20 protein-coding genes and 1 riboswitch are annotated in these 22,269 nt (G+C 53.8%); of the genes, 5 read left to right on the top strand and 15 right to left on the bottom strand.

The window, feature by feature from the left end; all coding sequences use genetic code 11:
• The 5 genes from BMX45_RS24280 to BMX45_RS24260 all read right to left on the bottom strand — a co-directional run bounded on the left by BMX45_RS24280 (position 1) and on the right by BMX45_RS24260 (position 5,242).
• Positions 1-621, bottom strand: coding sequence for a cytochrome (ubi)quinol oxidase subunit III (locus BMX45_RS24280; RefSeq protein WP_009590523.1), 621 nt, complete (start codon positions 619-621; stop codon positions 1-3).
• Positions 618-2,516 (bottom strand): cytochrome c oxidase subunit I, encoded by a 1,899-nt coding sequence (gene ctaD / locus BMX45_RS24275; protein ID WP_090912577.1) that lies wholly within the window; start codon positions 2,514-2,516, stop codon positions 618-620. The genes BMX45_RS24280 and ctaD overlap by 4 nt, the downstream gene beginning before the upstream one ends.
• Before the next feature lie 32 nt (positions 2,517-2,548).
• The gene (gene coxB / locus BMX45_RS24270) at positions 2,549-3,598 is read right to left on the bottom strand and encodes a cytochrome c oxidase subunit II (RefSeq protein WP_009590534.1); all 1,050 of its coding nucleotides are present in this window, start codon (positions 3,596-3,598) and stop codon (positions 2,549-2,551) included.
• 437 nt (positions 3,599-4,035) lie between these two features.
• Positions 4,036-4,785 carry a type I methionyl aminopeptidase gene (gene map / locus BMX45_RS24265; RefSeq protein WP_090912575.1) on the bottom strand — a complete coding sequence of 250 codons (750 nt, stop codon included), beginning with the start codon at positions 4,783-4,785 and terminating at the stop codon, positions 4,036-4,038.
• Positions 4,786-5,053: 268 nt separating this feature from the next.
• The gene (locus tag BMX45_RS24260) at positions 5,054-5,242 is read right to left on the bottom strand and encodes a hypothetical protein (RefSeq protein ID WP_006208082.1); all 189 of its coding nucleotides are present in this window, start codon (positions 5,240-5,242) and stop codon (positions 5,054-5,056) included.
• A 377-nt stretch (positions 5,243-5,619) separates the two neighbouring features.
• Between BMX45_RS24260 and BMX45_RS24255 the strand changes: the two genes are divergently transcribed.
• The 4 genes from BMX45_RS24255 (at position 5,620) to BMX45_RS24240 (ending at position 9,567) form a co-directional block, all read left to right on the top strand.
• Positions 5,620-6,657 carry a serine hydrolase domain-containing protein gene (locus BMX45_RS24255; RefSeq protein ID WP_090912573.1) on the top strand — a complete coding sequence of 346 codons (1,038 nt, stop codon included), beginning with the start codon at positions 5,620-5,622 and terminating at the stop codon, positions 6,655-6,657.
• A gap of 165 nt (positions 6,658-6,822) precedes the next feature.
• On the top strand, positions 6,823-7,101 hold the full coding sequence (locus tag BMX45_RS24250) for a transposase (protein WP_090912571.1): 279 nt from the start codon (positions 6,823-6,825) through the stop codon (positions 7,099-7,101).
• 63 nt (positions 7,102-7,164) lie between these two features.
• Positions 7,165-9,129 (top strand): electron transport protein, encoded by a 1,965-nt coding sequence (locus BMX45_RS24245; RefSeq protein WP_090912569.1) that lies wholly within the window; start codon positions 7,165-7,167, stop codon positions 9,127-9,129.
• A gap of 99 nt (positions 9,130-9,228) precedes the next feature.
• Positions 9,229-9,567, top strand: coding sequence for a DUF4870 domain-containing protein (locus tag BMX45_RS24240; protein ID WP_009593435.1), 339 nt, complete (start codon positions 9,229-9,231; stop codon positions 9,565-9,567).
• Positions 9,568-9,693: 126 nt separating this feature from the next.
• Here BMX45_RS24240 and BMX45_RS24235 read toward each other — a convergent pair whose 3' ends face one another.
• From BMX45_RS24235 to BMX45_RS24205, 7 genes are all read right to left on the bottom strand, one after another.
• Complete coding sequence (locus BMX45_RS24235; protein ID WP_090912567.1) at positions 9,694-11,052, bottom strand: nucleobase:cation symporter-2 family protein; 1,359 nt, start codon at positions 11,050-11,052, stop codon at positions 9,694-9,696.
• A gap of 39 nt (positions 11,053-11,091) precedes the next feature.
• Positions 11,092-11,661 carry a xanthine phosphoribosyltransferase gene (locus tag BMX45_RS24230; protein WP_009593434.1) on the bottom strand — a complete coding sequence of 190 codons (570 nt, stop codon included), beginning with the start codon at positions 11,659-11,661 and terminating at the stop codon, positions 11,092-11,094.
• A gap of 146 nt (positions 11,662-11,807) precedes the next feature.
• A riboswitch (purine riboswitch) is annotated at positions 11,808-11,908 on the bottom strand.
• Positions 11,909-12,071: 163 nt separating this feature from the next.
• Positions 12,072-12,458, bottom strand: a complete 387-nt coding sequence (locus BMX45_RS24225; RefSeq protein ID WP_139212494.1) for a hypothetical protein — start codon at positions 12,456-12,458, stop codon at positions 12,072-12,074.
• Between the two features lie 198 nt (positions 12,459-12,656).
• Complete coding sequence (locus BMX45_RS24220) at positions 12,657-13,754, bottom strand: metallophosphoesterase (RefSeq protein WP_175495200.1); 1,098 nt, start codon at positions 13,752-13,754, stop codon at positions 12,657-12,659.
• Between the two features lie 117 nt (positions 13,755-13,871).
• Positions 13,872-14,183 carry a hypothetical protein gene (locus BMX45_RS24215; protein ID WP_090912564.1) on the bottom strand — a complete coding sequence of 104 codons (312 nt, stop codon included), beginning with the start codon at positions 14,181-14,183 and terminating at the stop codon, positions 13,872-13,874.
• Positions 14,184-14,406: 223 nt separating this feature from the next.
• Positions 14,407-15,330, bottom strand: a complete 924-nt coding sequence (locus BMX45_RS24210; protein ID WP_090912562.1) for a TrmB family transcriptional regulator — start codon at positions 15,328-15,330, stop codon at positions 14,407-14,409.
• Positions 15,331-15,427: 97 nt separating this feature from the next.
• Positions 15,428-16,258, bottom strand: a complete 831-nt coding sequence (locus tag BMX45_RS24205; protein WP_090912560.1) for a zinc ribbon domain-containing protein — start codon at positions 16,256-16,258, stop codon at positions 15,428-15,430.
• A 375-nt stretch (positions 16,259-16,633) separates the two neighbouring features.
• Here BMX45_RS24205 and BMX45_RS24200 point away from each other — a divergent pair, with 375 nt between their 5' ends.
• On the top strand, positions 16,634-17,002 hold the full coding sequence (locus tag BMX45_RS24200; protein ID WP_090912558.1) for a hypothetical protein: 369 nt from the start codon (positions 16,634-16,636) through the stop codon (positions 17,000-17,002).
• Positions 17,003-17,173: 171 nt separating this feature from the next.
• Here BMX45_RS24200 and BMX45_RS24195 read toward each other — a convergent pair whose 3' ends face one another.
• From BMX45_RS24195 to BMX45_RS24185, 3 genes are all read right to left on the bottom strand, one after another.
• Positions 17,174-18,052 carry a M15 family metallopeptidase gene (locus tag BMX45_RS24195; RefSeq protein ID WP_090912556.1) on the bottom strand — a complete coding sequence of 293 codons (879 nt, stop codon included), beginning with the start codon at positions 18,050-18,052 and terminating at the stop codon, positions 17,174-17,176.
• 186 nt (positions 18,053-18,238) lie between these two features.
• Positions 18,239-19,030 carry a hypothetical protein gene (locus tag BMX45_RS24190; RefSeq protein ID WP_254778240.1) on the bottom strand — a complete coding sequence of 264 codons (792 nt, stop codon included), beginning with the start codon at positions 19,028-19,030 and terminating at the stop codon, positions 18,239-18,241.
• Between the two features lie 28 nt (positions 19,031-19,058).
• Complete coding sequence (locus BMX45_RS24185) at positions 19,059-22,160, bottom strand: DEAD/DEAH box helicase (RefSeq protein WP_090912553.1); 3,102 nt, start codon at positions 22,158-22,160, stop codon at positions 19,059-19,061.
• Positions 22,161-22,269: the final 109 nt, after the last annotated feature.

The raw sequence follows: 22,269 nt of genomic DNA, 5'->3' as shown, positions 1-22,269 counted from the left end.
TTAGCCCACCTTTCCAAGAAGGTATACGACCGAGAAGATGAACACCCATACAACGTCGATAAAGTGCCAGTACATAGCAGACACATAAACCTTAGGTGCTGTAACCACGGTTAACCCTTTTCTGTACAGCTGAGCAATCAACAGGCTGATCCACACGACCCCGAAAGCAACGTGGGCGCCGTGGAAGCCAACCAGCGTATAGAATGCAGACGAGAATGCACTCGTCTTCATGTTAAACGATTCATGCACAACATATTCATAGAATTCATAAATCTCAAGGCCAAGGAATCCAAGACCCAGGACAACGGTCACGATCAGCCACAGCTTCAGCTTCTCGATATTATGACGGTGCAGCGCCTGAATGGCGAACACGCTGGTCAAGGAACTGACAAGCAATATCAGCGTTGCTGCTGCCGTGATCGGCAGTGAGAACAGCTCAGCAGCAGTTGGACCTTCGTTGTTCTGGCCGCGAAGCGCCAGGAACGTTGCAAACAACGTACCGAAGAGCACGGCCTCTCCACCGAGGAAGAGCCAGAAACCAAGAACCTTATTACGGCCTTCGAGTGTTGCCTTCTCGGGCTCGTGAGGAAGTTCGCCGTTTACATGTTCAGCGTGACTCATGCTTTACCCTCCCCTTCCAGTTCTTCAACTTCGATGTGATATCCATGATCATCGTACAGGGAACGAGCGATCATTGCCGCGAACGTAATCAGAAGACCAACAATCAGAACGATATATTTATTGAAGATTAAGCTCATGAACGAATTCGAGAAGTCTTCCGTGCTAAACATGAAACCAAGACCCGCGATAAACAGACCCAGTGACATCACAAACGGAAGGATGCTTGGCGAAGGCATATGAATCGGACCAACCGGCTCGGATGGTGTCATTTCTTTATTGCCTGCCATCTTCTCTTTCCAGAAAGCGTCAATGCCGCGAACGAGCGGAATTTGCTTAAAGTTGTACTCTGGCGGCGGAGAAGGAATGCTCCACTCGAGCGTGCGTCCATCTTCCCAAGGATCCGCTGCAACGCCAACCGGTTTTCTTGTAGTGACGACAATGTTAGCCAAGAAGAGCAATACGCCGATTCCCATCAAGATTGCACCGATGGTACTGATGAAGTTAAGCTCGTCGAAATTCTGGTTCGGCAAGTACGAGACAATCCGCCGCTGCATACCTAGCAATCCAAGGAAATGCTGTACGAAGAATGTCATGTGGAAGCCGATGGCAAACAACCAGAACGTCCATTTGCCCAACGTTTCGTTCAGCATACGGCCGAACATTTTTGGCCACCAGTAGTGAAGGCCGGCGAACAGACCGAATACCAGACCGCCAACGATAACGTAATGGAAGTGAGCTACAACGAAGTACGTGTCATGGAACTGGAAGTCTGCAGGAGCAGATGCCAGCATGACGCCGGTAACCCCACCCATGACGAACGTTGGTACGAAACCGATCGCAAACAGGTTCGCGCTGGTGAAGCGGATTTGGCCGCCCCACATCGTGAAGAGCCAGTTAAAGATTTTGATACCGGTAGGAACGGCGATCAGCATCGTTGCGATGGAGAAGAGCGCATTCGCTACAGGTCCAAGACCTGTCGTAAACATATGGTGAGCCCAAACCATGAAGCCCAAGAAGGCGATCAGGATGGTTGCAAATACCATGGAGCTGTATCCGAACAAACGTTTACGGGAGAATGTAGGGATAACTTCCGAGATAATACCGAACGCCGGCAAAATCAGAATGTAAACTTCAGGGTGACCGAAAATCCAGAAAATATGCTGCCACAATACAGGGCTTCCGCCTGCCGCAACATCAAAGAAATTGGCACCGAGCAAACGGTCAAAGCTGAGCAATACGAGACCTACCGTAATGGCAGGGAATGCGAACAGAATCATGGCCGAAGTGATGAACGCCGTCCATGTAAACATCGGCATTCTCATGAAGGACATGCCAGGCGCACGCATCGTAATGATGGTAGCCAGGAAGTTGATACCACCGATCAACGTACCGAGACCTGCAATCTGAAGTCCTATCGTGTAAAAGTCTACGCCGTGCGTGGACGAATAGTCGTTGGTGGAGAGCGGCGTATAGGACGTCCAGCCCGCATCAGGCGCGCCGCCCATAATCCAGCTCAGGTTAAGCAAAAGTCCACCGAACAAGAACGTCCAAAATCCGAGCGAGTTCAGAAACGGAAACGCGACGTCGCGTGCGCCGATCTGAAGCGGGATGACCGCGTTCATCAAGGCGAAGATAACTGGCATAACGCCAAGGAAGATCATCGTCGTTCCGTGCATTGTAATCAATTCGTTAAATACTTGAGCCGATACCAGATCGTTCATCGGCTTGATCAGCTGCAAGCGAATCAGAATCGCTTCGATACCGCCTATCCCGAAAAAGAAACCACCCGCGATCAGGTATAATATACCGATTTTCTTGTGGTCGACGGTTGTCAGCCAATCCATGATCCCCGTGTAGCGTTTAACGCTATGGCTAGAAGCATGAGCGTGAGCCAAGGTTTGTACCCCCTTTTAAAGTTCTTGCTGTATTAATAATCCAACTTATAATTGGCCAAGTAATCGGCAATCTGCTCGATTTCTTCGTCACTGAAGCCGAGATCCTTCGGATTAGGCATCGTGTTGCCAGGTTTTACAGCCTGAGGCTCCATCAGCCATTCCACCAGGTTGTCTTTCGTCGGCTTAGTGCCTGGTTTGCCGCTTATGTCGTTCAGCAAGATACTCGCAATCGTCTCACGGGATCCAATGCCGGTCAGGTTAGGACCCATCGCTCCGCCTTGGTCGCCCACTGCGTGGCAGGAAAGACAGTTGGTCTTGAATTTCTCGGCGAGTGCCGCATCCGCAGGAAGCACCGCTGGCTCTTTGAATGCCGCTACCCATTTGTCAAATGCCGCATCGTCAACCGCTTTCACCCGGAATTCCATGAAACCGTGAGAAGGACCGCACAACTCCGCGCATTTACCAATGTATGTATCCGCTTTGTCAGCAACCAGAGTCATGTAGTTAACGCTGCCTTCCGTGTTTGTATCCATCTTGCCGCCGAGCGATGGTACCCAGAAGGAGTGAAGCACATCATTCGTTTTTAATTGGAACGCAATTTTCTTGCCTACGGGAACAACCAGCTCTTGAGCCGTTCTTACGCCGTAGTCTGGATAATTGAACTCCCACCAGAACTGGTGAGAAGTAACTTCCACCTTAACTGCATCCGGATTGTTCCAGTCGTTCTCTCCGTAAGCAAATACCTTTTGAATAGTAGGAACTGCAAGCACGAGCACCAAGAGCAGCGGAATCGCCGTCCAAATGATCTCAAGCTTATGGTTACCTTCCACTTGCTCAGGAATTTCATCTTGTCCCTTTTTTCTACGGAATTTAACAAGCACGTATGCGGCAATTCCAAATACCACAACCATTACGACGATCATAATCGAAATGGAGAGCTTAATTAAATCCAGTTGACCTTGTGCTACCGGACCTTGTGGTCTTAAGACCGACAAATCCTCTCGGCCGCAGCCGGATAACACCAAAGCAAACATGGCCATCAAAGGAAGAAGACGCTTTACAGCCTGCCACCGTTTCATCATTGATCTACCCCACTTTTCCGATTTTCGTAGACTACCATCCGGCGCAAACAGCGGTAATCTACCTGCACAATCACGGATGAAGTAATCCTGTCAATTAAAGCAATCACTTATTAAATATAAGTTCATGGGTTGCTTTTGTCAATCATTCACAGGGAGTTCACAAATTGTTCGAAAAGTCGTCAAAGTCGCGCCATTACTGATTTTGCAATCGCTTTCAAAGCGAACCTTCCACCCCGCGACCCCTCATTCGACATTCTTCACATCCCGTCAACGACAGCCTTCATAGCTATATATACAGTCATTTACGCCTTTTTGAATCTGTATGCAGCCCTTCCCCCTTTCAACCCGGACAAACATGATGAAGGAGGTGTTCCTCGAAAGCCGCAACCGGCCCTGCAAAGAATGCCTCCTATTATTATGGTATATTTTTCGGCATCTTAATCCGTCAGAATAACAGCATCTCCACGCGTAATGGCAATCGTATGCTCATACTGGACGCCCACCGATCCATCCGCGCTGGAGATGGTCCAGCCGTCATCCCCCCAGAACACCGCGCCCGAAGGGCCCAGGGTAAATACCGGTTCGATGGTAATGACCATGCCTGCTTTGAGTTTGAGGCCCCTTCCGGGATTTCCATAGTTGGGTACATCGGGCGGCTCGTGGATGGCGCGGCCGATACCATGACCGACAAGCGGTTTGACGATCCCATAGCCTTCTCTCTCGGCGACCCGCTCGATCGCATGGCCGACGTCGCCCAAGGTTGCGCCATGCCGCGCGGCCTCGATTCCTTTAAACAGAGCTTCGTGCGTATGCTTCATAAGCTGCCTTACTTCCGGGGAAACCTGACCCACCGCATAAGTCCAGCCGGAGTCGGCCAGCCATCCGTTCTTATTGACCACCATATCAATGGTGACTACATCCCCGGCTTGCAGCGGCCGCTGGTCAGGAAATCCATGGCACACCACCTCGTTGACCGATGCACAAGTCGCGTAAGGAAAACCTTTGTAGCCTTTTTGCTCCGGGAAGGCCCCGTTCTTCTCCAGAAACTTCTCGACCCTGGCATCGATCTCGCTCGTCGTGATCCCCGGTTTGATGACTTTCGCTATTTCACGGTGACAGGCGGCCAATATGCGCCCGGCCTCGCGGATATGTCCGATCTCTTCCTTCCGTCTAAGCTGTATCCTCACATCTGCCCACTCCCTTATATCCTTATCGGATCGATTGCTAACAATATATGTAGGGACCGATGCAAAATGCCCCGAGAAGCAGACTTTCCGCGTAACACGAAGACACCATGATTGGAAAACGGCTAAACGCAAAAAAACCGTTTTCGGGACATTTGTCCCAAAAACGGTTTAACCATAGGCGCTAAAATGGTTCATGTCATTAGTCGTTAACAAGGTGAAGATGCGATGCGTGTCTGTGATATTTCTATAGACCAGGTGCTGTTACAGGTTACGAAACGGAGGAATTCAGCTTGCCAAGTTCATGCTCAACAACAAGAGTAAGCTCTTCTTCGTAGCCCCCCATAATATGGTACTTCCGGACATACTCCTTTACAAATTTTTTCGGATCTTTAGGCCGGAAAATTCGTGTCATTTCCCGCAGACTTTCCTTAACCTCATTGTGACCTTTCGTTGCCATGATGGATCCCTCCCAAAACGTGTGGAATAAATTACTCCGTTTAAAGAGAATGCCGAAAAGATCTACCTCATTAAGTTGAAGCCATATTGCAGTTCTTACGGTGACCATTAGGTTGATATTCAGCAACTTACCAATGCACCTGACACTATACATACCCTAACAGCATGCAACTGAATCATTAATATATTATATCATATTCCTCTGTTTGTTTCATCTTTCCCAAAAATTGTTTTTCTGTACTATGTTTTTCGTAACGTCATCGGTCGCGCACAGAATTGGTTAAGATACTTTTAAACGATCCTGCCGGCTGCAAGCGGAGAATGCCGTGACCGGAATCAAAGATTTGAGAAGATGAGATACAAGGAGGCCGTTATATCATGGTGAAGTCACAGACTATCCTGCATTCCCCCGTTGCCTCAAGCCCGCCCATTCCCGTCGCGGAGCCTGAAGACGTTGGCCTTCGGCGCGACGCGCTCGATCAGGTCGACCTGATCATACAGAAGCAATATCCGAAAATGCGGAGCTTTCTCCTCCTTCATGCCGGCAAACTTATCTACGAACGCTATTACGGCGGCCACGGCATATCCTCGCTGAATGATTTAAGGTCGGCCACCAAGAGCTTTACGTCTGCGCTTTGCGGCATCGCCCTCTCACGAGGCGAGCTGCCTGACCTGAAAGCCTCCGTGACCGATATCTTTCAGCGATATGTTCCCCAGCAAGCCCATCCGTTATTGCGTAGCGTCTCCTTTCATCATCTGCTGACGATGACCTCGGGCTTTGCGTGGCAAACCGGTAAAAAGCTTGGGGAACCGCTCATCCACCGTTTCCACCGCAACCGGAAATGGACGAGTTTCGCCCTATCCCTCCCTGTCATCGAACAGGAAATGGGCCGATTCCAATACCGGAGCACCGATTCCCACCTGCTCTCCGTTGCGATTAGCGAGGCCACGGGAATGGACGCCTATGCCTATGCCCGGAAATATCTATTCGAGCCGCTCGGCATTCGCCATGCCGCCTGGTCCCCGAGCCCCGAGGGCCACAGCATGGGTCATATAGGTCTGTATCTTACCTCCCGCGACATGGCCAAATTCGGTCAATGCTGCCTGGACGGGGGACTGTGGCAAGGCAAGCCCGTTATTCCTGAAACCTGGCTTAAGCAAGCGCTCACTCCGCAAGCGAAAGGCTATCCCGCATTCGGCGATTACGGGTTCCAATGGTGGACCGGCATTCAGAACGGATCGGTTTATGCGCTCGCCCACGGCCATGGAGGACAGCAAATCTACCTTTTTCCCCAGTTGGATGCGGTTGTCGTATTTACGGCCGACAGCAAGGTCAGCCGCTGGAAGAACCCGCGGGTACTGCTGGAACGCCATATCCTCGATACCCTGAAATCCGCCGCGGCTTCCGCCGAATAGCTGGCAATTCGCAAACCTCGTTCTCCCTCCGCAGGGAGCCTTTGTGCCTTTTCCAAGCCCATTCACTGGCTAACATGCAAATTTCGGCGGATAGTCCCCCCTCTTTCTGGTTACTTTATGCCATATGAATCATTTCTTAAAATCAAGCTGAGAGGAGCATGCAACATGTCCGGTAAAGACAAGGATCTTCACCCGATTTCGAGAGAAGGGGTAGACGTGGACGGAACGTACACGAATGAATGGGGACGGGAGGAATACCTGAAGCGAGGAGAGGAATTCCCGTTCGATCCGCAGATGGGCTCCACGGAGTGGCGGCTGGCGGAGTATGATTTCGACAACCATCATCAAGGCAGAACAGACGAGCGTCTGGTTCCGAAAGAAAAAGGTCCGGATAAACAGGTGAATGCCGAATCTCCGCTCCGCCATGACGTGGAAGTAGACTAGAGCCCTTGCATACGGCAGCGAAGAGATGATTCATCAGACCTGCTAATAAAAGGGTGATTTGATATGCGAAAATCGAAGCGGCTTCTGCTGTGGCTGATCCCGATCGCCGTCGCGGCAGCCTTATGGCTCATAGCTAATGTCGTGGAACCGGAGTATGCCTATGTACCGCCTGCGCATAAATTGGAAAATTCCAATTCCACGCAAATCCAAGCCCGGCAAACCGATGTCATTCGCCAGTATGACCTGTGGGGCAAGACGCTTACGGTCCCGGGAACCGCTTTGCAGGATCAGCACCCCCGTTTGACAGCCTCCAATGGCGCAGTTGAGGTAACGAAAGAGCTGCTTGCCCTGGGGCGCCGCACGTTGTATGAGGAATCCTTTGGCAATGAGGTGTTCTTGACCGATATTTTGGGGATCGTCGACGGTCCGATGAAGCTCAAAAACGTTGCTAAGGCCCTTGCCGAGCTGAAAGGACGGGGAACCACCAATTTGCGCGTCGAGCTTGATCAGGATGTGACCATCGGCGGCAAAACCTTCCGCAAGGGGGATAAAATCGATACCGGCTTTGACGTAGCCAAAGGAGCCTATTCCCCCATTGGCGTAACGTTCAAATATGCCGAAGGCAAAACCCGCATCGGCGTTAGCTGCATGGCCTGCCATGCCACCGTGAACCGTGATACGGGAATGGTCGTGGAGGGCGCGCCCAATTCCGATCTGAACCTCGGTTTAATGCTGGCGTTGGCCCCGAATAGCGCAGCGTATTTCACCCACACGGACGTTGCGAACCTCGTGGATTATGTCAAGAACGGGCAGCGTACCATCATAAATTCCAAAGGGCAAGCCGAAGCCCTCCCGGATCCCGCCCTGCTGGAAAAAGCCGTTGACGACAATCTGATCAAATGGGCGCCCGGCAATTTCGATACTACCGTCGATAAGGTCAGCGACGTGACCCAAATTCCCGATATGTTTACAAAGGGCGACCATCCGTACAGCTGGAGCGGCTTCGCTATCGCGGGTCCCTTCAAAGGACTCAGCACCTTCAGCAACAACGTTCACGCTCAAAATACGGATACATTAAGCCAAACCGAGGTCAGCGAGCCGCTAATGGGGATCGACAAAGAAATTTATATGGGCACCATCCTGCAAAATGCGGCCCATCGCAAGTTTCGCTATGATCCAAGCAGCGGGCTGAAGCCGACCGAATTCTTCGACCGCCTGGACCCGAATCCCGGAACCCCCGGCGTTAATGAGGTTATCAAGATTCCGAACTTCCCCAAGGTTTCGGCCATAGCGCCGAACGGGCTGTATATCAGCTCGCCGGGTTTTAAGGCCGGAGAGCAGGTCAATGCCATGTCCGCATATCAGAATACCGTCCGTCCGCCTGAAACCGATAAGGCTGAAACCTCCGATGCCAAGACCCTCAGCCTCGGAGCGGAAGTTTTCAAAAAAGCGCAGTGCATCACTTGCCACGCAGGCGACTATTTTACCAACAACCGCATTCTGCGTGCGGCAGAAATCGGCACCGAGCCTGCAAGGGCGAAGGCCTTCCATTTTACGCAGAACGCTTTTGGCGAGGCGGAGTTCTACCCGCCCGACACGGCTGTCCCGATTCCTCCGGACGCCAAGACGACTAAAGTGCCGCTGGATGATATAGACCCGGAACAGATCGAGCTGGGCTTCGGCCATAAATCGGGCGGCGGTTATAAGGTCAAAGGATTGATCGGCCTCCGCTGGTCTGCACCGTATCTGCACGACGGGGGCGTCGCGGTCGGGCCGGAGCTGTCGCAAGCCGGAGTGCCGGCAACGCTTATGAAGGGCATTCACCCGGATCCCTACAACAGCCTGAAAGCCCTGATCGACCGCAAGCTGAGGCTGCAGGTCATTGAGGCGAACCGCAAGGATTCTAGACTTAGAGATACCCACGTCACCGGTCAGGGGCATGAGTATTGGGTGGACGAAAGCAGCGGATTCACGCAGAAGCAGCAGGATGCGCTAGTCAAATATCTGCTCCAATTGAAAATGAAATAAGTCCGGGATATAACCATCATACTTTGTCCCATCGGCTCATAAGGTAAGGTATAAAGCTTGCCCTACCCCAGAACCGGTCTAAGACAAGGAGTTGATGAGTTGTCCCCTTTCAAATCGTCCACAGGACTTCCCGAGAATTTGGCCGCGACGCTGTGCTATCTTCTTCCCATGGTCGGAGGAATTCTGTTTCTTTCATTAGAAAAGAGAAGCCGATATGTCATATTCCATGCGCTGCAGTCCTTGCTGGCCTTCGGCCTCCTGGCCGTCGCCCACCTGCTGTCAAGCGCGGTGCCCATCATCGGCCTTCTGGCCTCCGCCCTACTGGCACTGGTCGGCGTGCTGATGTGGCTGGTGCTTATGTTTAACGCCATTCAGGGAAAATGGTTCAAGCTGCCATGGATCGGCAATTTTGCGGAGAAACAAATGCAGCGCATCTAAAGCTATGTGATGCAAAAAAACGGCTCCTCCCTTGATTGGGAAGAGCCGTTTTTTGGGCTTTAGCCCAAGACCGAACAGGATCAAAAAAAGCAGCCGGAACTGGACCGGCTGCTTTCGAAGATTATTTTAAGCTGCGTGCCCTTCTGCCGTCTCACCTTGCTCTGTTCGGGTCGGCTTTGTTTTGAAGCCGTTGAAGATCAGATTCAGCACAATCGCGGTCAAGCTGCCGGCCACGATGCCGTTATCGGCAAGAATGCGCAGGTTGTCGGGCAGGCTGGCGAACAGGCCCGGGACGGTTGTGACGCCAAGACCCATGCCGACGGAACACGCAATAATGAACAAGTTCTCATGACGGTTAAGGTCTACTTGATCCCCTAACATCCGAATGCCGGAAGAAACCACCATGCCGAACAGGGCAACCATCGCCCCGCCCAGAACCGATGTCGGCACAAGCTGCGTCATGGCGGCAATCTTCGGCACGAATCCGATCAATACAAGCAAACCGCCTGCCACTACGATGACGTCGCGCGTTTTCACACGGCTCATCTGAATCAAGCCAACGTTTTGGGAGTACGTGGTATACGGGAACGAGTTGAAAATACCGCCTACCACAATCGCAAGACCCTCCGCGCGGTAACCTCTGGACAAGTCCTTGGAGGTGATATCGCGATCCACGATTTTGCCAAGCGCCATAAATACGCCCGTCGATTCGGCAACGCTGACGATCGCTACCAGAATCATCGTCATGATCGGAACGATTTTAAACTCCGGCGTACCAAAAAAGAAAGGTTGCGGCGCGCGGAACCAGCCGGCTTCGCGCAATGGGGTGAGATCGACACCGCCGTATAACGCGGCAACCAGGGTGCCGAGAATGAGACCCATAAGAACGGAAATCGAACGCAAGAAGCCTTTGGCAAAACGATTCATGATGATAATGAAGGCAAGAACGCCGAAGCCAAGGGAAATGTTCAGCGCGCTGCCGAAATCCTCGCTGCCTTGGCCGCCCCCAAGGTCGTTCAAAGCTACGGGGATCAACGTCAGACCGATAATCGTAACAACAGAGCCTGTAACGACAGGCGGGAATACCTTAATCAGCTTACCGAATAAACCGGAGAACAGAATGACAAATAAACCGGAAGCGATAATCGCTCCATATATAGCCGACATGCCATGCTGCTGTCCGATAATGATCATCGGACCTACGGCCTGGAACGCGCAGCCGAGCATGACCGGAAGGCCGATACCGAAGTACTTGTTCCCGAATACCTGCAGCAAAGTAGCGACCCCGCATGCCAGCAGGTCGATGGCGATGAGATACGTCAGCTGCTCCGTCGTTAAACCGAGCTGCCCGCCAACGATAAGCGGTACGATGATTGCCCCTGCGTACATTGCCAATACATGCTGCAAACCCAGCGAAAAGGTTTTGCCCGGACTCCGATTTTTATCGAAAATCGGTTCTTGCACCGCTTGTTTCTGTTGTTCCATGGCTTCTTGATTCCCCCCATTAATTTGTTAGCTTTCGTTCTATGCGAATGTCACAACGCCGTCTTCAAGTGATGCAATCCGTACGAGGGATTCTACCCGGTAGCCCGCTTCGGCCAGCAGGCGTCCTCCCGGTTGAAACGCCTTTTCAATGACGATCCCGATGCCCACCACTTCGGCACCCGCCTGCTCGACGATTCGGGCAAGCCCGAATGCCGCCTCGCCGTTGGCAAGGAAGTCATCCACGATCAGCACCTTGTCGCCCGGCTTGATGAATTTCTTAGCGACCGTAATTTCGTTGGTCTCCTGCTTCGTGAAGGAGTACACCTTCTCAACGAATATATCCTCACGGAGCGTCAGCGATTTCTGCTTCCGTGCAAAGATGAGAGGCACTTCCATCTCAAGCGCGGTCATGATGCCCGGTGCGATGCCGGAGGATTCGATGGTCAATACGCGAGTCACGTTCGCTTCCTTGAACAATCGCGTAAATTCCTTTCCCACCTCTTTCATCAACACCGGATCCATCTGGTGATTCAGGAACGAATCCACCTTCAGTACCTGTCCGCTTAATACAATGCCTTCCTCTTTCACTTTGTTCTGCAGTAATTGCATGATGCTCCCCCTTAAATTTGTTGTCCGCATTCCAAGCAAAAAAGCCCACTTCCTCCCTTCACCGAATCGCCGGGAAAGAAACAAGTGGGCATAAGCAGCAAAAACGCACCGTTAGCCGTCCGATCAAACGGAATTGACCTGGCTTGTCCGCTGCTGCTATAACCCGTAGTCCAATCATTTCCGGTGATCGGGTAGAGACATGCAGGCCGATTCCTGCACCTATACGAGAAAATGTATGATATCCGAATTCCTTAGAATGCTTACGCATAAATGTTATATTTCCGAATGAATGAAGTATAACGCATTCCCTATGAAAAAATAAAGTGAAAATTTACGGAAATAATAAACTACTGGTCAATTAAAGAAAAAAAGGCTGCCTCATACGATTAATGGGACAGCCTTCCCTTGCATCAACTTGTAGGCATCACTTCAATTATCCATTCCAGGGGATCACCGATGGGCACCGACATATCACTGTTTATATCAACCAGCTGGATACGGAGCGTATAAGTCCCGACGTGAGATTGCTGCCAGCGGAACAGGATATCGCTCCCATTCCCTCCCAGATCCATATCCCCAGCCGTTAAACCTGCATTCACTCGGTATACCCCTTCACGATCCGGAGTTGCGATCTCATATCCCTCCGTCGGAACCGTTCCCGGCTTATGCGGCTTCAATCGGAATTCGAGTACGCCCAGACTTACCGGCTGACCATGGTCATCAAGTATCGTCAATTCATAGCCAACCCGGGTATCCTCGCTCAGTCCGTACGCTTTGGAATAAACCCCCCAATACATATCAAGGGCTGCCGAAAACGGCCCTTCGCCAATGAATTCGAACTGCGAGAAGGGGCACGAAAGGATCGGTCACAGGAGGCTCCGTCGTAGGAGGCTCAGTCACTGGGGGCCCGGTCACAGGCGGGCCGGTTACAGGCGGTGATACGCTGCCTCCATCAAAAAAGCCACCTCAACGGTAGCTTTCTCCGACAATTTCATCTATTGAAACGTAACATGGATCTGCACGATCTCGGAACGGGAGCCCAGCCGAATCGGCGGTCCCCAGAAGCCGTAGCCCGAGGACACGATGGAATGCATCCGGCCTTTTTGCAGATATCCCCAATCGTTCTCGAACAGGGCCCTCGTAATCAAATGCGCCGGGAATACCTGACCGCGGTGCGTATGCCCCGACACGATCAGGTCAATGCCCTGCTGCTGTGCTTCGTCCAGCGCATTCGGCTGATGATCGAGCAGAAAGACCGGCTTGGATAAATCGGCCCCTTCCATGATCGCGGACAAATCGGCGCGGTCCTGATCCTGTTTATCCCGCCTGCCTACCAGCGTCAAGCCCTCCACCGTCAGTTTCTCGTCATACAGCACGGTCATGCCGCTGTCCTCGAGAGCCGATATCAGCTCCGTGATCTCCCCTTCAAATCGGTCATGATTGCCAAGCGAAGCATATACGCCATAGGTTGCCTGGATACCGGTCAAAATCCGATCTATCCCCTGGCTTAAATAAGCATCCAGATCATCATCAATAATATCACCCGGAAACAGCACCAGATCCGGCTTCAAGCTGTTGATCTCCTTCACCATGCGCTCAGCGTGCGCCTTGCCCGACAGGACGCCGAAATGCATATCGGACGCCATGACGATATTCAGCTTCTCCATGGTACCCGCATCCTTGTCCACCTGAATATCGTAAGCACGCACGGCTGGACTATAAGCGTTAAAGGAGCCGAAACCGATCGCGATCACCATCAGCACCAGCACGACGGATACCGCCGCTTTCTCCAGCCCATCTCTTCGCAATGCCGTCATCCTCAGCAGCCATAACACGATGTGCATCAACGGGAGAAGGATAATCAGCACATAAAAAATAGCCATCCAATACGATCCTATGATATTCAGCACGGTTGGATTACCGAAAAACCGTCCTGATATAAACGATGTCGATACCACGGTCAGCACGACTATGTATACCCATTTGAGCGCCATGGACGGCCCCGGCCTCAACCAGCTCCATACGCTTCGGCCAATATAATAAACCAGTAAGCCGTAAATCAAAAGCGCCACGATTCCTGCAATAATAAACATCGCCATCCCCTTCCGTACATCCATTATAGCAAGCGGATTTTACAAATCCCAGCGGACATTGGCGGAAGGCGGAGGGCTTATGATCTTCGCATGGTTCTAAATAGCATCAAGAAGCCGTTACAAACCCGTGCGTTGTTTCGGCAGCAGCTCGTTCAGCAGCACCTTCAAATTACGGTCTTCCGTATATCGCTCCTGCCCCATATCCAATTCATTCACGCGTATATACGTATAACTTTCCGCGCCGTTCTCCGGTTTAAAGAGAAGTTCATCATGCGGGTCAGGCACCACCCGGTACTCCATTTCATGAAACATATCGAGCAGCTGCTCACCTGTAGGAGTTTCTCCCTTATCAACAAAAATCAATCCCCGCAGCTTCTTGGGGCCTTCTTTATGTCCGACTGTAAAATGAACGATGCATTCCATGCTCATCCATCTCCCTTCTTGGTTGTTATGTTATCGGTTCACATCCGTCTCATTCATGTTCTCCTGCCATCTCGGCCTTCATTCACGCCGGTTGCCGGTCTTAAGCAAATAAACGCCAAGATGAATCCCGGCGTTCCTAATCATTATGTCTATTCCATTCTACGATGAAACATGATGCTTAACTGTGACAAAAGTCACTTCCAGAAAGGCAATGATCTAAAACGTGCCCCTAGGCCGTATTACGATTGGAGTCCCCGTTCACTTCTTCTTCGGGATCGCCTTCATGTCCCGCCAGCGGGCGGGTTATCGATGACGCAGCCAGATCTTCCTGGTCTTCCTGGTCTTCCTGCGCTTCAGCCTCCGGCTCCGCATTAAGATACTCGCTTTGAATCAGGCCAAAATGTTCTCCGTAACGCGCTTCCAGCTGCTCGCCCATGTCCTGTTCCAACTGAAACAATACCATCTCCTGGGTAAAATGATGCAAGAGCAGCTCTGCCATGACCGGATGCTCCGTGATGACCGCCCCCGTATCATAGTCCCCGCCGCGCATCCCTAAGATGCACCATTGCCGATCGACGACAAACGAGAACTTCCGGCCGCCGGCCCTGCGCTCCGCAAGGTCGCTCCACCCGGGCCACGCCAAAGTTCTTGAAAGTCCCTGATCCGGACCGTCGCAAGCCCACAGCACCTTTACCCCTCTGGCCTCCGCTTCCGCCAGCGGCTCACGGAGCAGCGACGCTTCCTCGCGCCAGACGTCAACGACGATCTCCCGTTTCGCCCGCTTCAGTTCCCGTACAAGCACATCAAGCACCGCCTGATCCCCCTCCATGCTAAGGAAGGGAGCGGCCGTGCCGCTGCTCCGCGGCAGGCTCTTCTCCACAAAAGCGAGGGATGCCTCCACGCGCCCAGATATCATTCGCGTCAATTCCTCCGGCTTCAGCGAACGGTAACGGACAGGTTCCCCGTCCATTCGCTCAAGCGCTCCCTGCCGCTCCAGACGCTGCATGGCCGCATAGACGTTGGAACGCGAAGCGCCCAAACGTTTAGCTACCTCATACCCGCCTGCAGGCCCGTGCTCGGCAAGGTCCACCATAATCTTCGACTCAATTTCCGTAAATCCCAAATTGCGCAAATGATGCAGCAATTGTTCCATAATATTAGTCCTCCCATAGATGCTCGAACGCTTGCTCTATCATTCACACTGTTCATTGTTTACCGCGCAAGGGCATGATCGTCCGAATCCCTATCTCTTAAATCTGTTCAGCTCCGCAGCGCGGACACCATTTCGAGCCTTTCGGCAGGTCGACGCTGCAAATTTGGCACTTCACCATATCGCGGGTCGCTTCATCGTCTCCGACGTAGTCCTGACTTTGATTATTTTCCTGCCAGAAACGAATGCGGCGGTCCAGCTCCAGCTGTCTCTCCCGCTCGCGCTCGAGCTCTTCCCAATGACGGCGCTCCCTCTCCTGTTCTTCCTGCTCGAGGCGCAGCCGTTCAGGATCAACCTCCGGTTCGGACGACCGCTCGATGATCTCCTCGCGCTGGCGTTCCGGTTCAGGATCGTACAGGTCGGGCTCGTACGGATCCGGATTCGGACGATAATCATAGGTCTGGATATCGTCCTGTTCCTCCTGGACTTCTTCAGCCGCCGCATATTCGCGTTTATCGAACATGCTCTTGCGCTCGGGCTCCCGCTGCTCTTCCGGCGCTGACTCCTCAGGGTCCATCAAATTGGCAAGCTTATTTCCGCAGTACGGGCAGAAATTCGCATCCAGCGCGACCACGCGGCCGCATTCGCAGACCCGTTCATTCTTGAGCACCGCGATGCGGTTCCGTATCGCTTCGATTTGCTCCTGCAATCCATCGCAGGTTTGCGCGAGCTCGACCATTTCCTTTTCCGCAATCGTCATATCCTGCTGGCGGTAGCCCTCATAGAAAACTTTACCCATCTGCAAGTAGTACGAGTTCTTCTGCTGTTCGATTTCGGAAATTTGGCTGTTGAGCTTATTCACTTCGACCACGTGCTGCGCCTTTTCCGTTGCGCGGTTAGCTCCATCCTTGAGCTTTTGTAAAATCTTCATTTATGAATCCTCCTCTGTCTCTTATCCCGATTCACCGGCGGTCTGCCGGCACATTGTCATATCTCTTCATCAAGGTTATAAACGATTTATAGCCAGCCATAAACCGGCTGCCCCATGTTTCTTTGCAGTTCGCAGATTTGCTCATGTGTCATGATAGGATCCTCATCATCCAGTATACTGCCGTCATGGTGATTCTATCATACCAAATTCCTTGCCCCATGTGAAAAAGGAAGCCCCTTCCAACTTCGCTTCTGATTCATCCGGGCCCCGAACGTGTATATGATTAGAAAAATGCACAGTAAGGGGAGGCGGCCGGCTTAAACCCCGTGTCTATTCCGAGCAGCCTTGAGCTGCCGAAGTCTGGAGGGATTTATCATGACAAACGATAAAAAGACGTATTATGTTTCAGTCAATCACAACCTGATCCAGGATGTACCGAACGATACGAACGAATATGTCGTATATATGGATGATGAAGAGGTCTCGAAGCTGAGGGGGCTGCTCCATGAGGTCAGCAGCAGCGATCGCTATGCGTTTAAACGGACATTCGTCCCATATAAATCGGCAGATCATGACGATGCCGTCGAGGAATACGATGAACGGACAATTAACCTCTACACCTTTCTCCATGAACATGGGGATGAACGCACCCGCAAAACCATCGAGGATATGAACATCATCGGCAAGCTGAACGATACCGGCTACGATGATCCCGGTTATGAAGACTCGCCACTGAATAAGTAATCCGAATGCTTCAGTCCATATACAAAGGAATCCCGGAGCGGCTCGCTCCGGGATTCCTTTGTATAACTAGAACATCGCCCGGTCTTGCGCAGGTCCTGTTCTACTTTATAGATTCGCAAGCCGCGGTACAAGGATAAAAAGTCCCGTTTATCCTACGACTATTAGCACAGCTTACAGTTTAATGTTCGCTTCGTCGAAATACTCCTCCATCGTCAGGCCGCTGTCAGCGATATCCGGCGCCAAATCCTTTCCTACGTAACGAATATGCCAAGGCTCGTATACATAGCCGGTAATATCCTCGGCCCCTTCCGGATAACGAATGATAAAGCCGAATTCCGGCGCGCGGCTCGCCAGCCACTGCCCCTCCTCCGTATGGCCGAACGTTTCCTCCAGCGCATTGCCTGCGCTTGGGCTGGATACGTCGATGGTCAGGCCGGTTTGATGCTCGCTCGTACCCGGCACAGCGCTTACGCGGTTAGCCTCGGCTTCCCCCTTGGTACGAACATTGTTCTCATATATGGTTTTTTGACGGGCATAAGAACGGTATCCCGATACGGCCCGGAGCTCGATGCCGTCCGCTTTGGCCGCATCGAACAATTCCTCGAGCGCATTCGCCGCTTCTTGTCTCAGGTGCCGTTTCTCGTGCGGCTCGTCAAAAGAAAACGGAACATCCGGCTCCACAAGATCACTCGGCTCATAACCGTCCGGCAAGCTGCGCTGCTTGTTCACGACGACCGTCACGGCCTCCGCATTGGTCACGACCTGCTTGCCGCCGCTCTCCTGGATGGTGGCCTGTAGCGCATTCTCGCTGCGCTTTGCCATGACCGGATCCGCCGGCTGATTCTCAGCACCCGTCTCCCCATTCTCCGAGCCGCCTTCAGGAAGCGTGCTGCCTTCCTGGCCCTCGGCCGGCGACTGCAATTCCTGCCCCTGTTCCTTGCCGGAGCCGGCATCGTCGGATTGGCATCCCGCCAGAATGGCCCCTGCTAACAGCAGGGATGACAGCATTACGCTTGTAAACCGGATTCCTCTTCCCGAAAATGCATTCATCTCTGCTACTTCCTTTCCTACAGCTTGTCCTGCCCCCATTGTACCTTATTCGGAATAAGCAGGACAAACCAGCCGCTGACGAATCATGACGGATTTACTCCGGTTATGTCAGGTATTCGGCAGCTTGCCTCGATTTACGGCGCCGCTCTTACCGAATTCCATACCATTCTGCAATGGACTTCCAAGCTATGGCGAAGGCGGCTCCAAGCTGCGGCGCTTCTGGTCCGCTTGCTTGGCCGCCCCGCGAGCGATCAGGGCAAGCGCTTTGGACGCGCCGCGAACGCCCGGCAGCAAGCCTGTCCAGTCGCCGGCCGGGCCGAGCTGATCGGCCGGAGGCGGCGGTGACAGCTGCACCGCCAGCTCGCTAAGCTGCGGACCGGGCCGGTGCAAGCGGCCCTCGGCCGCCGCTTCGGCCACCCATTCGCCCGGAGAAGGACCGGACGGTCCCTTCTCCTTTGCGCGGGCGGCCGACTCCGCGGCAGAGCCGCCTGCCGGCGGCGGGGCTGCTTTGGCCCAGGCGTCGAAGACGCCGGCCAGCAGCGCTTCCCGCGGCAGCCCCAGCAGCGTCAGCTGCTGGAGCGGCTCTGCCGCCAGGCGCCGGGCTGCGGCAGCCAGCAAGGCTGCGGCATGTGCGCAAGCCGCTCGGCCGCAGGTGCAGCGCGCTTCGGCGGCAAGCTCGCCCCGCAGGGGGGATGGCGCCAGTTCATCCAGCCAAGGGGCGCCCTCACCTGCAAGCAGGCGGTACAACGCCTGCGGGTCTTCCTCCAGATACGCCAGAACTGCCTCGCGGGCGGCAGGATCCAGTTTCTCCACCTGAACGCTGACCTCATAAGTCTCCGGCGATTCGATGTCTCCATCCGCTTTTCCCTTCAACCATCCCGGTTCGATCTCGAGCCTGAGCCCTTCGGCTAATCCCGCAGTTTCCATAGCCCGCACCTCCTTACATTCCATTCGCGTACCAGTACGCCCGATAGGCATGATGCCATCCGTCGACCGGCATTTTCGGTTACATCCAATCCTGCTCCTGAAGTTCGATCAACTGGCGGAGCTCGCCGTCCGACATCTCCGTCAGCCAGGTTTCGCCCGACCCGACCACCTGCTCGGACAACGCCTTCTTCTGTTCGATCAGCTCGTCGATTCTCTCCTCCAGCGTTCCCTGGGAAATCAGTTTGTGGACCTGAACGTTGCGGTTCTGCCCGATCCGGAATACGCGGTCCGTCGCCTGATTCTCGACCGCCGGGTTCCACCATCGGTCATAATGGAGCACATGGTTCGCACGGGTCAAATTCAGGCCTACGCCCCCGGCTTTCAACGACAGGACAAAGAACTCCGTCCCCTCGCCTGCCTGGAACGCCCGTACCATCTCATCCCGTTCGCGTTTTTGCACCCCTCCATGAAGGAAATACGGCTGTTTTCCGTATTTGCGTCCAAGCATGCTTACCAACAGCTCGCCCATGCCCACATACTGGGTAAAGATCAGCGCCGATTCCCCCACATCCGCGATGCTGTCCAGAATTTCGAGCATGCGCTCCATCTTGCCGGAGGACTCGGGACGCACAGCGCGTCCATCGTCGCGTCGAAGCAGCTGCGGATGATCGCATATTTGCTTCAGCTTGGTGAGGGATGAAAGGACAAGCCCCTTCCGGGCCATGCCCGTCCGGCTCTCGATCTGTCCCATCATCTCGTCGACGACGGCTTGATACATCGCGCCTTGAACCTCGGTCAGCGGACAATACGATTTCAGTTCCAGCTTCTCCGGCAGATCCTTGCGGATGTCCGGATCGCTCTTGAGTCTGCGCAGCATGAATGGAGAAACCAGCTTGTGCAGCTCCCGGAATCTCTCCTGTTGCCCTTCCCCCGGCGCATAGCGCTGACGGAAGCTGTTAAACGATCCGAGATATCCCGGATTGAGAAAATGGAAGATCGACCACAGCTCCGCCAGACGGTTCTCCACTGGCGTCCCCGTCATCGCAATGCGGTGCGGCGCGGATAATTTCATGACGCTCTGCGCCTGCTTCGTACGATAATTTTTAATATACTGGGCTTCGTCGAGCACCACGCTCGACCACTGGATCGCGGATAAGTCCCCCCCGTCTCTTCCCGCCAAGTGATACGTCGTCAGCACGATATCATGATCGGCCGCCTCCTGCAGGAAATCGTCTCCGCGCAGACGGCGGACGCCATGGTGCACATGCAAGGTCAGATCCGGCGCAAATCGCTGGATCTCCCGCTGCCAGTTGCCCAGAAGCGAGGTCGGGCAAATGATCAGCACCGGGCCTCCCGCAGCTTCGGTATTGAGGCGCTCCAGCAGGCAAGTGATGACCTGCACCGTTTTTCCAAGCCCCATATCGTCGGCAAGGCAAACGCCAAAGCCCAAATCGCACATCACGCTTAGCCACTGATATCCCCGTTCCTGATACGGCCTCAACTCTCCGTGAAGCGAGGACGGGATCGGGCGGGACGGCAGCTTGCGCACCGTTTCCCCGTCCAGCAGGGAGGACAGCAGGCCCGTTGTCTCCACTTCTTCGATGAAGAGCCCCTTCCACAGGCGCTCTCCATCCATTTCGGCGCTTAGGTGCATCCATTCAGCCAGCTTCATCTCGCCCTTCTCGTGGCGTTTCATGAAGCGCAGCACCTGATTGATCTCCTTCAAATCCACCTCAACCCATTCCCCGCGGAACTGGACGTAAGGTAGATTCTGTTCAGCCAAAAATTTCAATTCCTCGCGCGTCAGGGTATGGCCGCCCATCGCTGCGGATATTTGGAAGCTGACCAGATGCTCCATTCCGAGCACCGGCGTCGACTGTGCTTCGCCTGACGATCTTGCATCCGGCATCATTTTGAGCGATAAGCCGACGCGGCGGCGTCCTTCCCTGCTCCAACGGGACGGCATTTGAACCGTAACGCCGCTCGCCGTTAATCTCGGAACCGATTCCTTCATGAACGTCGACAACCGCTCCAGCGGCAGGGTGACGCTCTCTGGAGCGCGCCCGTACAAGCCTTCCGCCAGCTCGGGCGCCAGCGCCGCGGCTTCTCCCAGCCTCATGAGCAGCTGCAGCTGGATCCCAGCATACATCCGTCCGCGCAGCAGCTGATCGGATTCCGGACTTCCCCATACGCTCCGGACCGGCATTAATAAGCCTTCATCCTCCTGGCTTCGCGCCCAGAAGGTTACCTTCCAGTCCTTCCGGCTCTCTTCCAGCGGCGGTTCGAGCCGCAGCCCAAGGGCAAGGGTTCCGTTCTCAGGAGGCTGATCCTCCCCGCCGGCGTAAGGGAACATGGTCCCCCCGACCCGTTCTACGGCTTCCTCCAGCTCGCCCACTTCCTCCGCCGTTCCTTGAATGGGAATATCCCGACTGACCGTCAACAGACTGTTCCACCACAGCTCGGTAAGCGGGGATTGTCCCCGCCGGTAGTTCGCCAGATAGGCCCTCAGCTTGTCCTCCGATTCGCGGACGGCAGCCCTGGCTTGACTGTCGATCACGCCGCACAGGAAAGAATACAGCACGATCGCCCCCGCTTCCTCCCGCGTGGAAGGATCGGTTCCGGCAAGCGCTGCAGGGGTCCCGATGGCAATAGGAGGCATATTCGCGGCCAGCTGCAGAAAACGCGCCGTATCCTCGGTATTCAACTGCGGTTTCCATACCGCTTTTATCGTGTGCATCGACGTTTTGCGCCTTCCGGCTGAAGGCACCTCCGCCGTCCCTGGTGCAAACTTCCCCTGCAATAACAGCTCCAATGCGAATCTGCTCGCTTGCACCCAATATTCCATTTCCTCGCCGACGGCCAAACCCTGAGCTTGGGTATGCTCGGGATCCAGCGAGACCAGCATGGAGAATGCGTCTCCCGGTGTCAGCGCAAGCCCTTCCATCGTCCGTCCGCCAAGCGTCTTCCGTTCCGGACGCCGCGCGCTTTTCGATCCGAGGACTTTGGCCGGATATCGGAGCTCGGCAAGCCGGAGGGAAGCGTTAGCGAAGGGACGGGTTCCATCCGGTTTGCGAAAGGTTCGGACCACTCTGCTCCATGCATCTACTCGTGGCTCCGAAACCTCACCGGAAAAACAAAAGAATACGTCACCTAACCATACGCCATAGAGCGGTTGATTCATCGTTGTCTCCCGTCTTTTCCTGCTTTATAGATATTATTACCATCTTATACGATAGCAACCTAATTTCAAAACGATACGGATTATGGCCATCGCCAAAATAACGTCAACC

It is taken from the genome of Paenibacillus sp. cl141a, assembly GCF_900109305.1.
Taxonomy (GTDB): Bacteria; Bacillota; Bacilli; order Paenibacillales; family Paenibacillaceae; genus Paenibacillus_AQ; species Paenibacillus_AQ lautus_A.
Note: the sequence above shows the minus strand (reverse complement) of the source record. Positions and strands in the feature narration are given on the sequence as shown.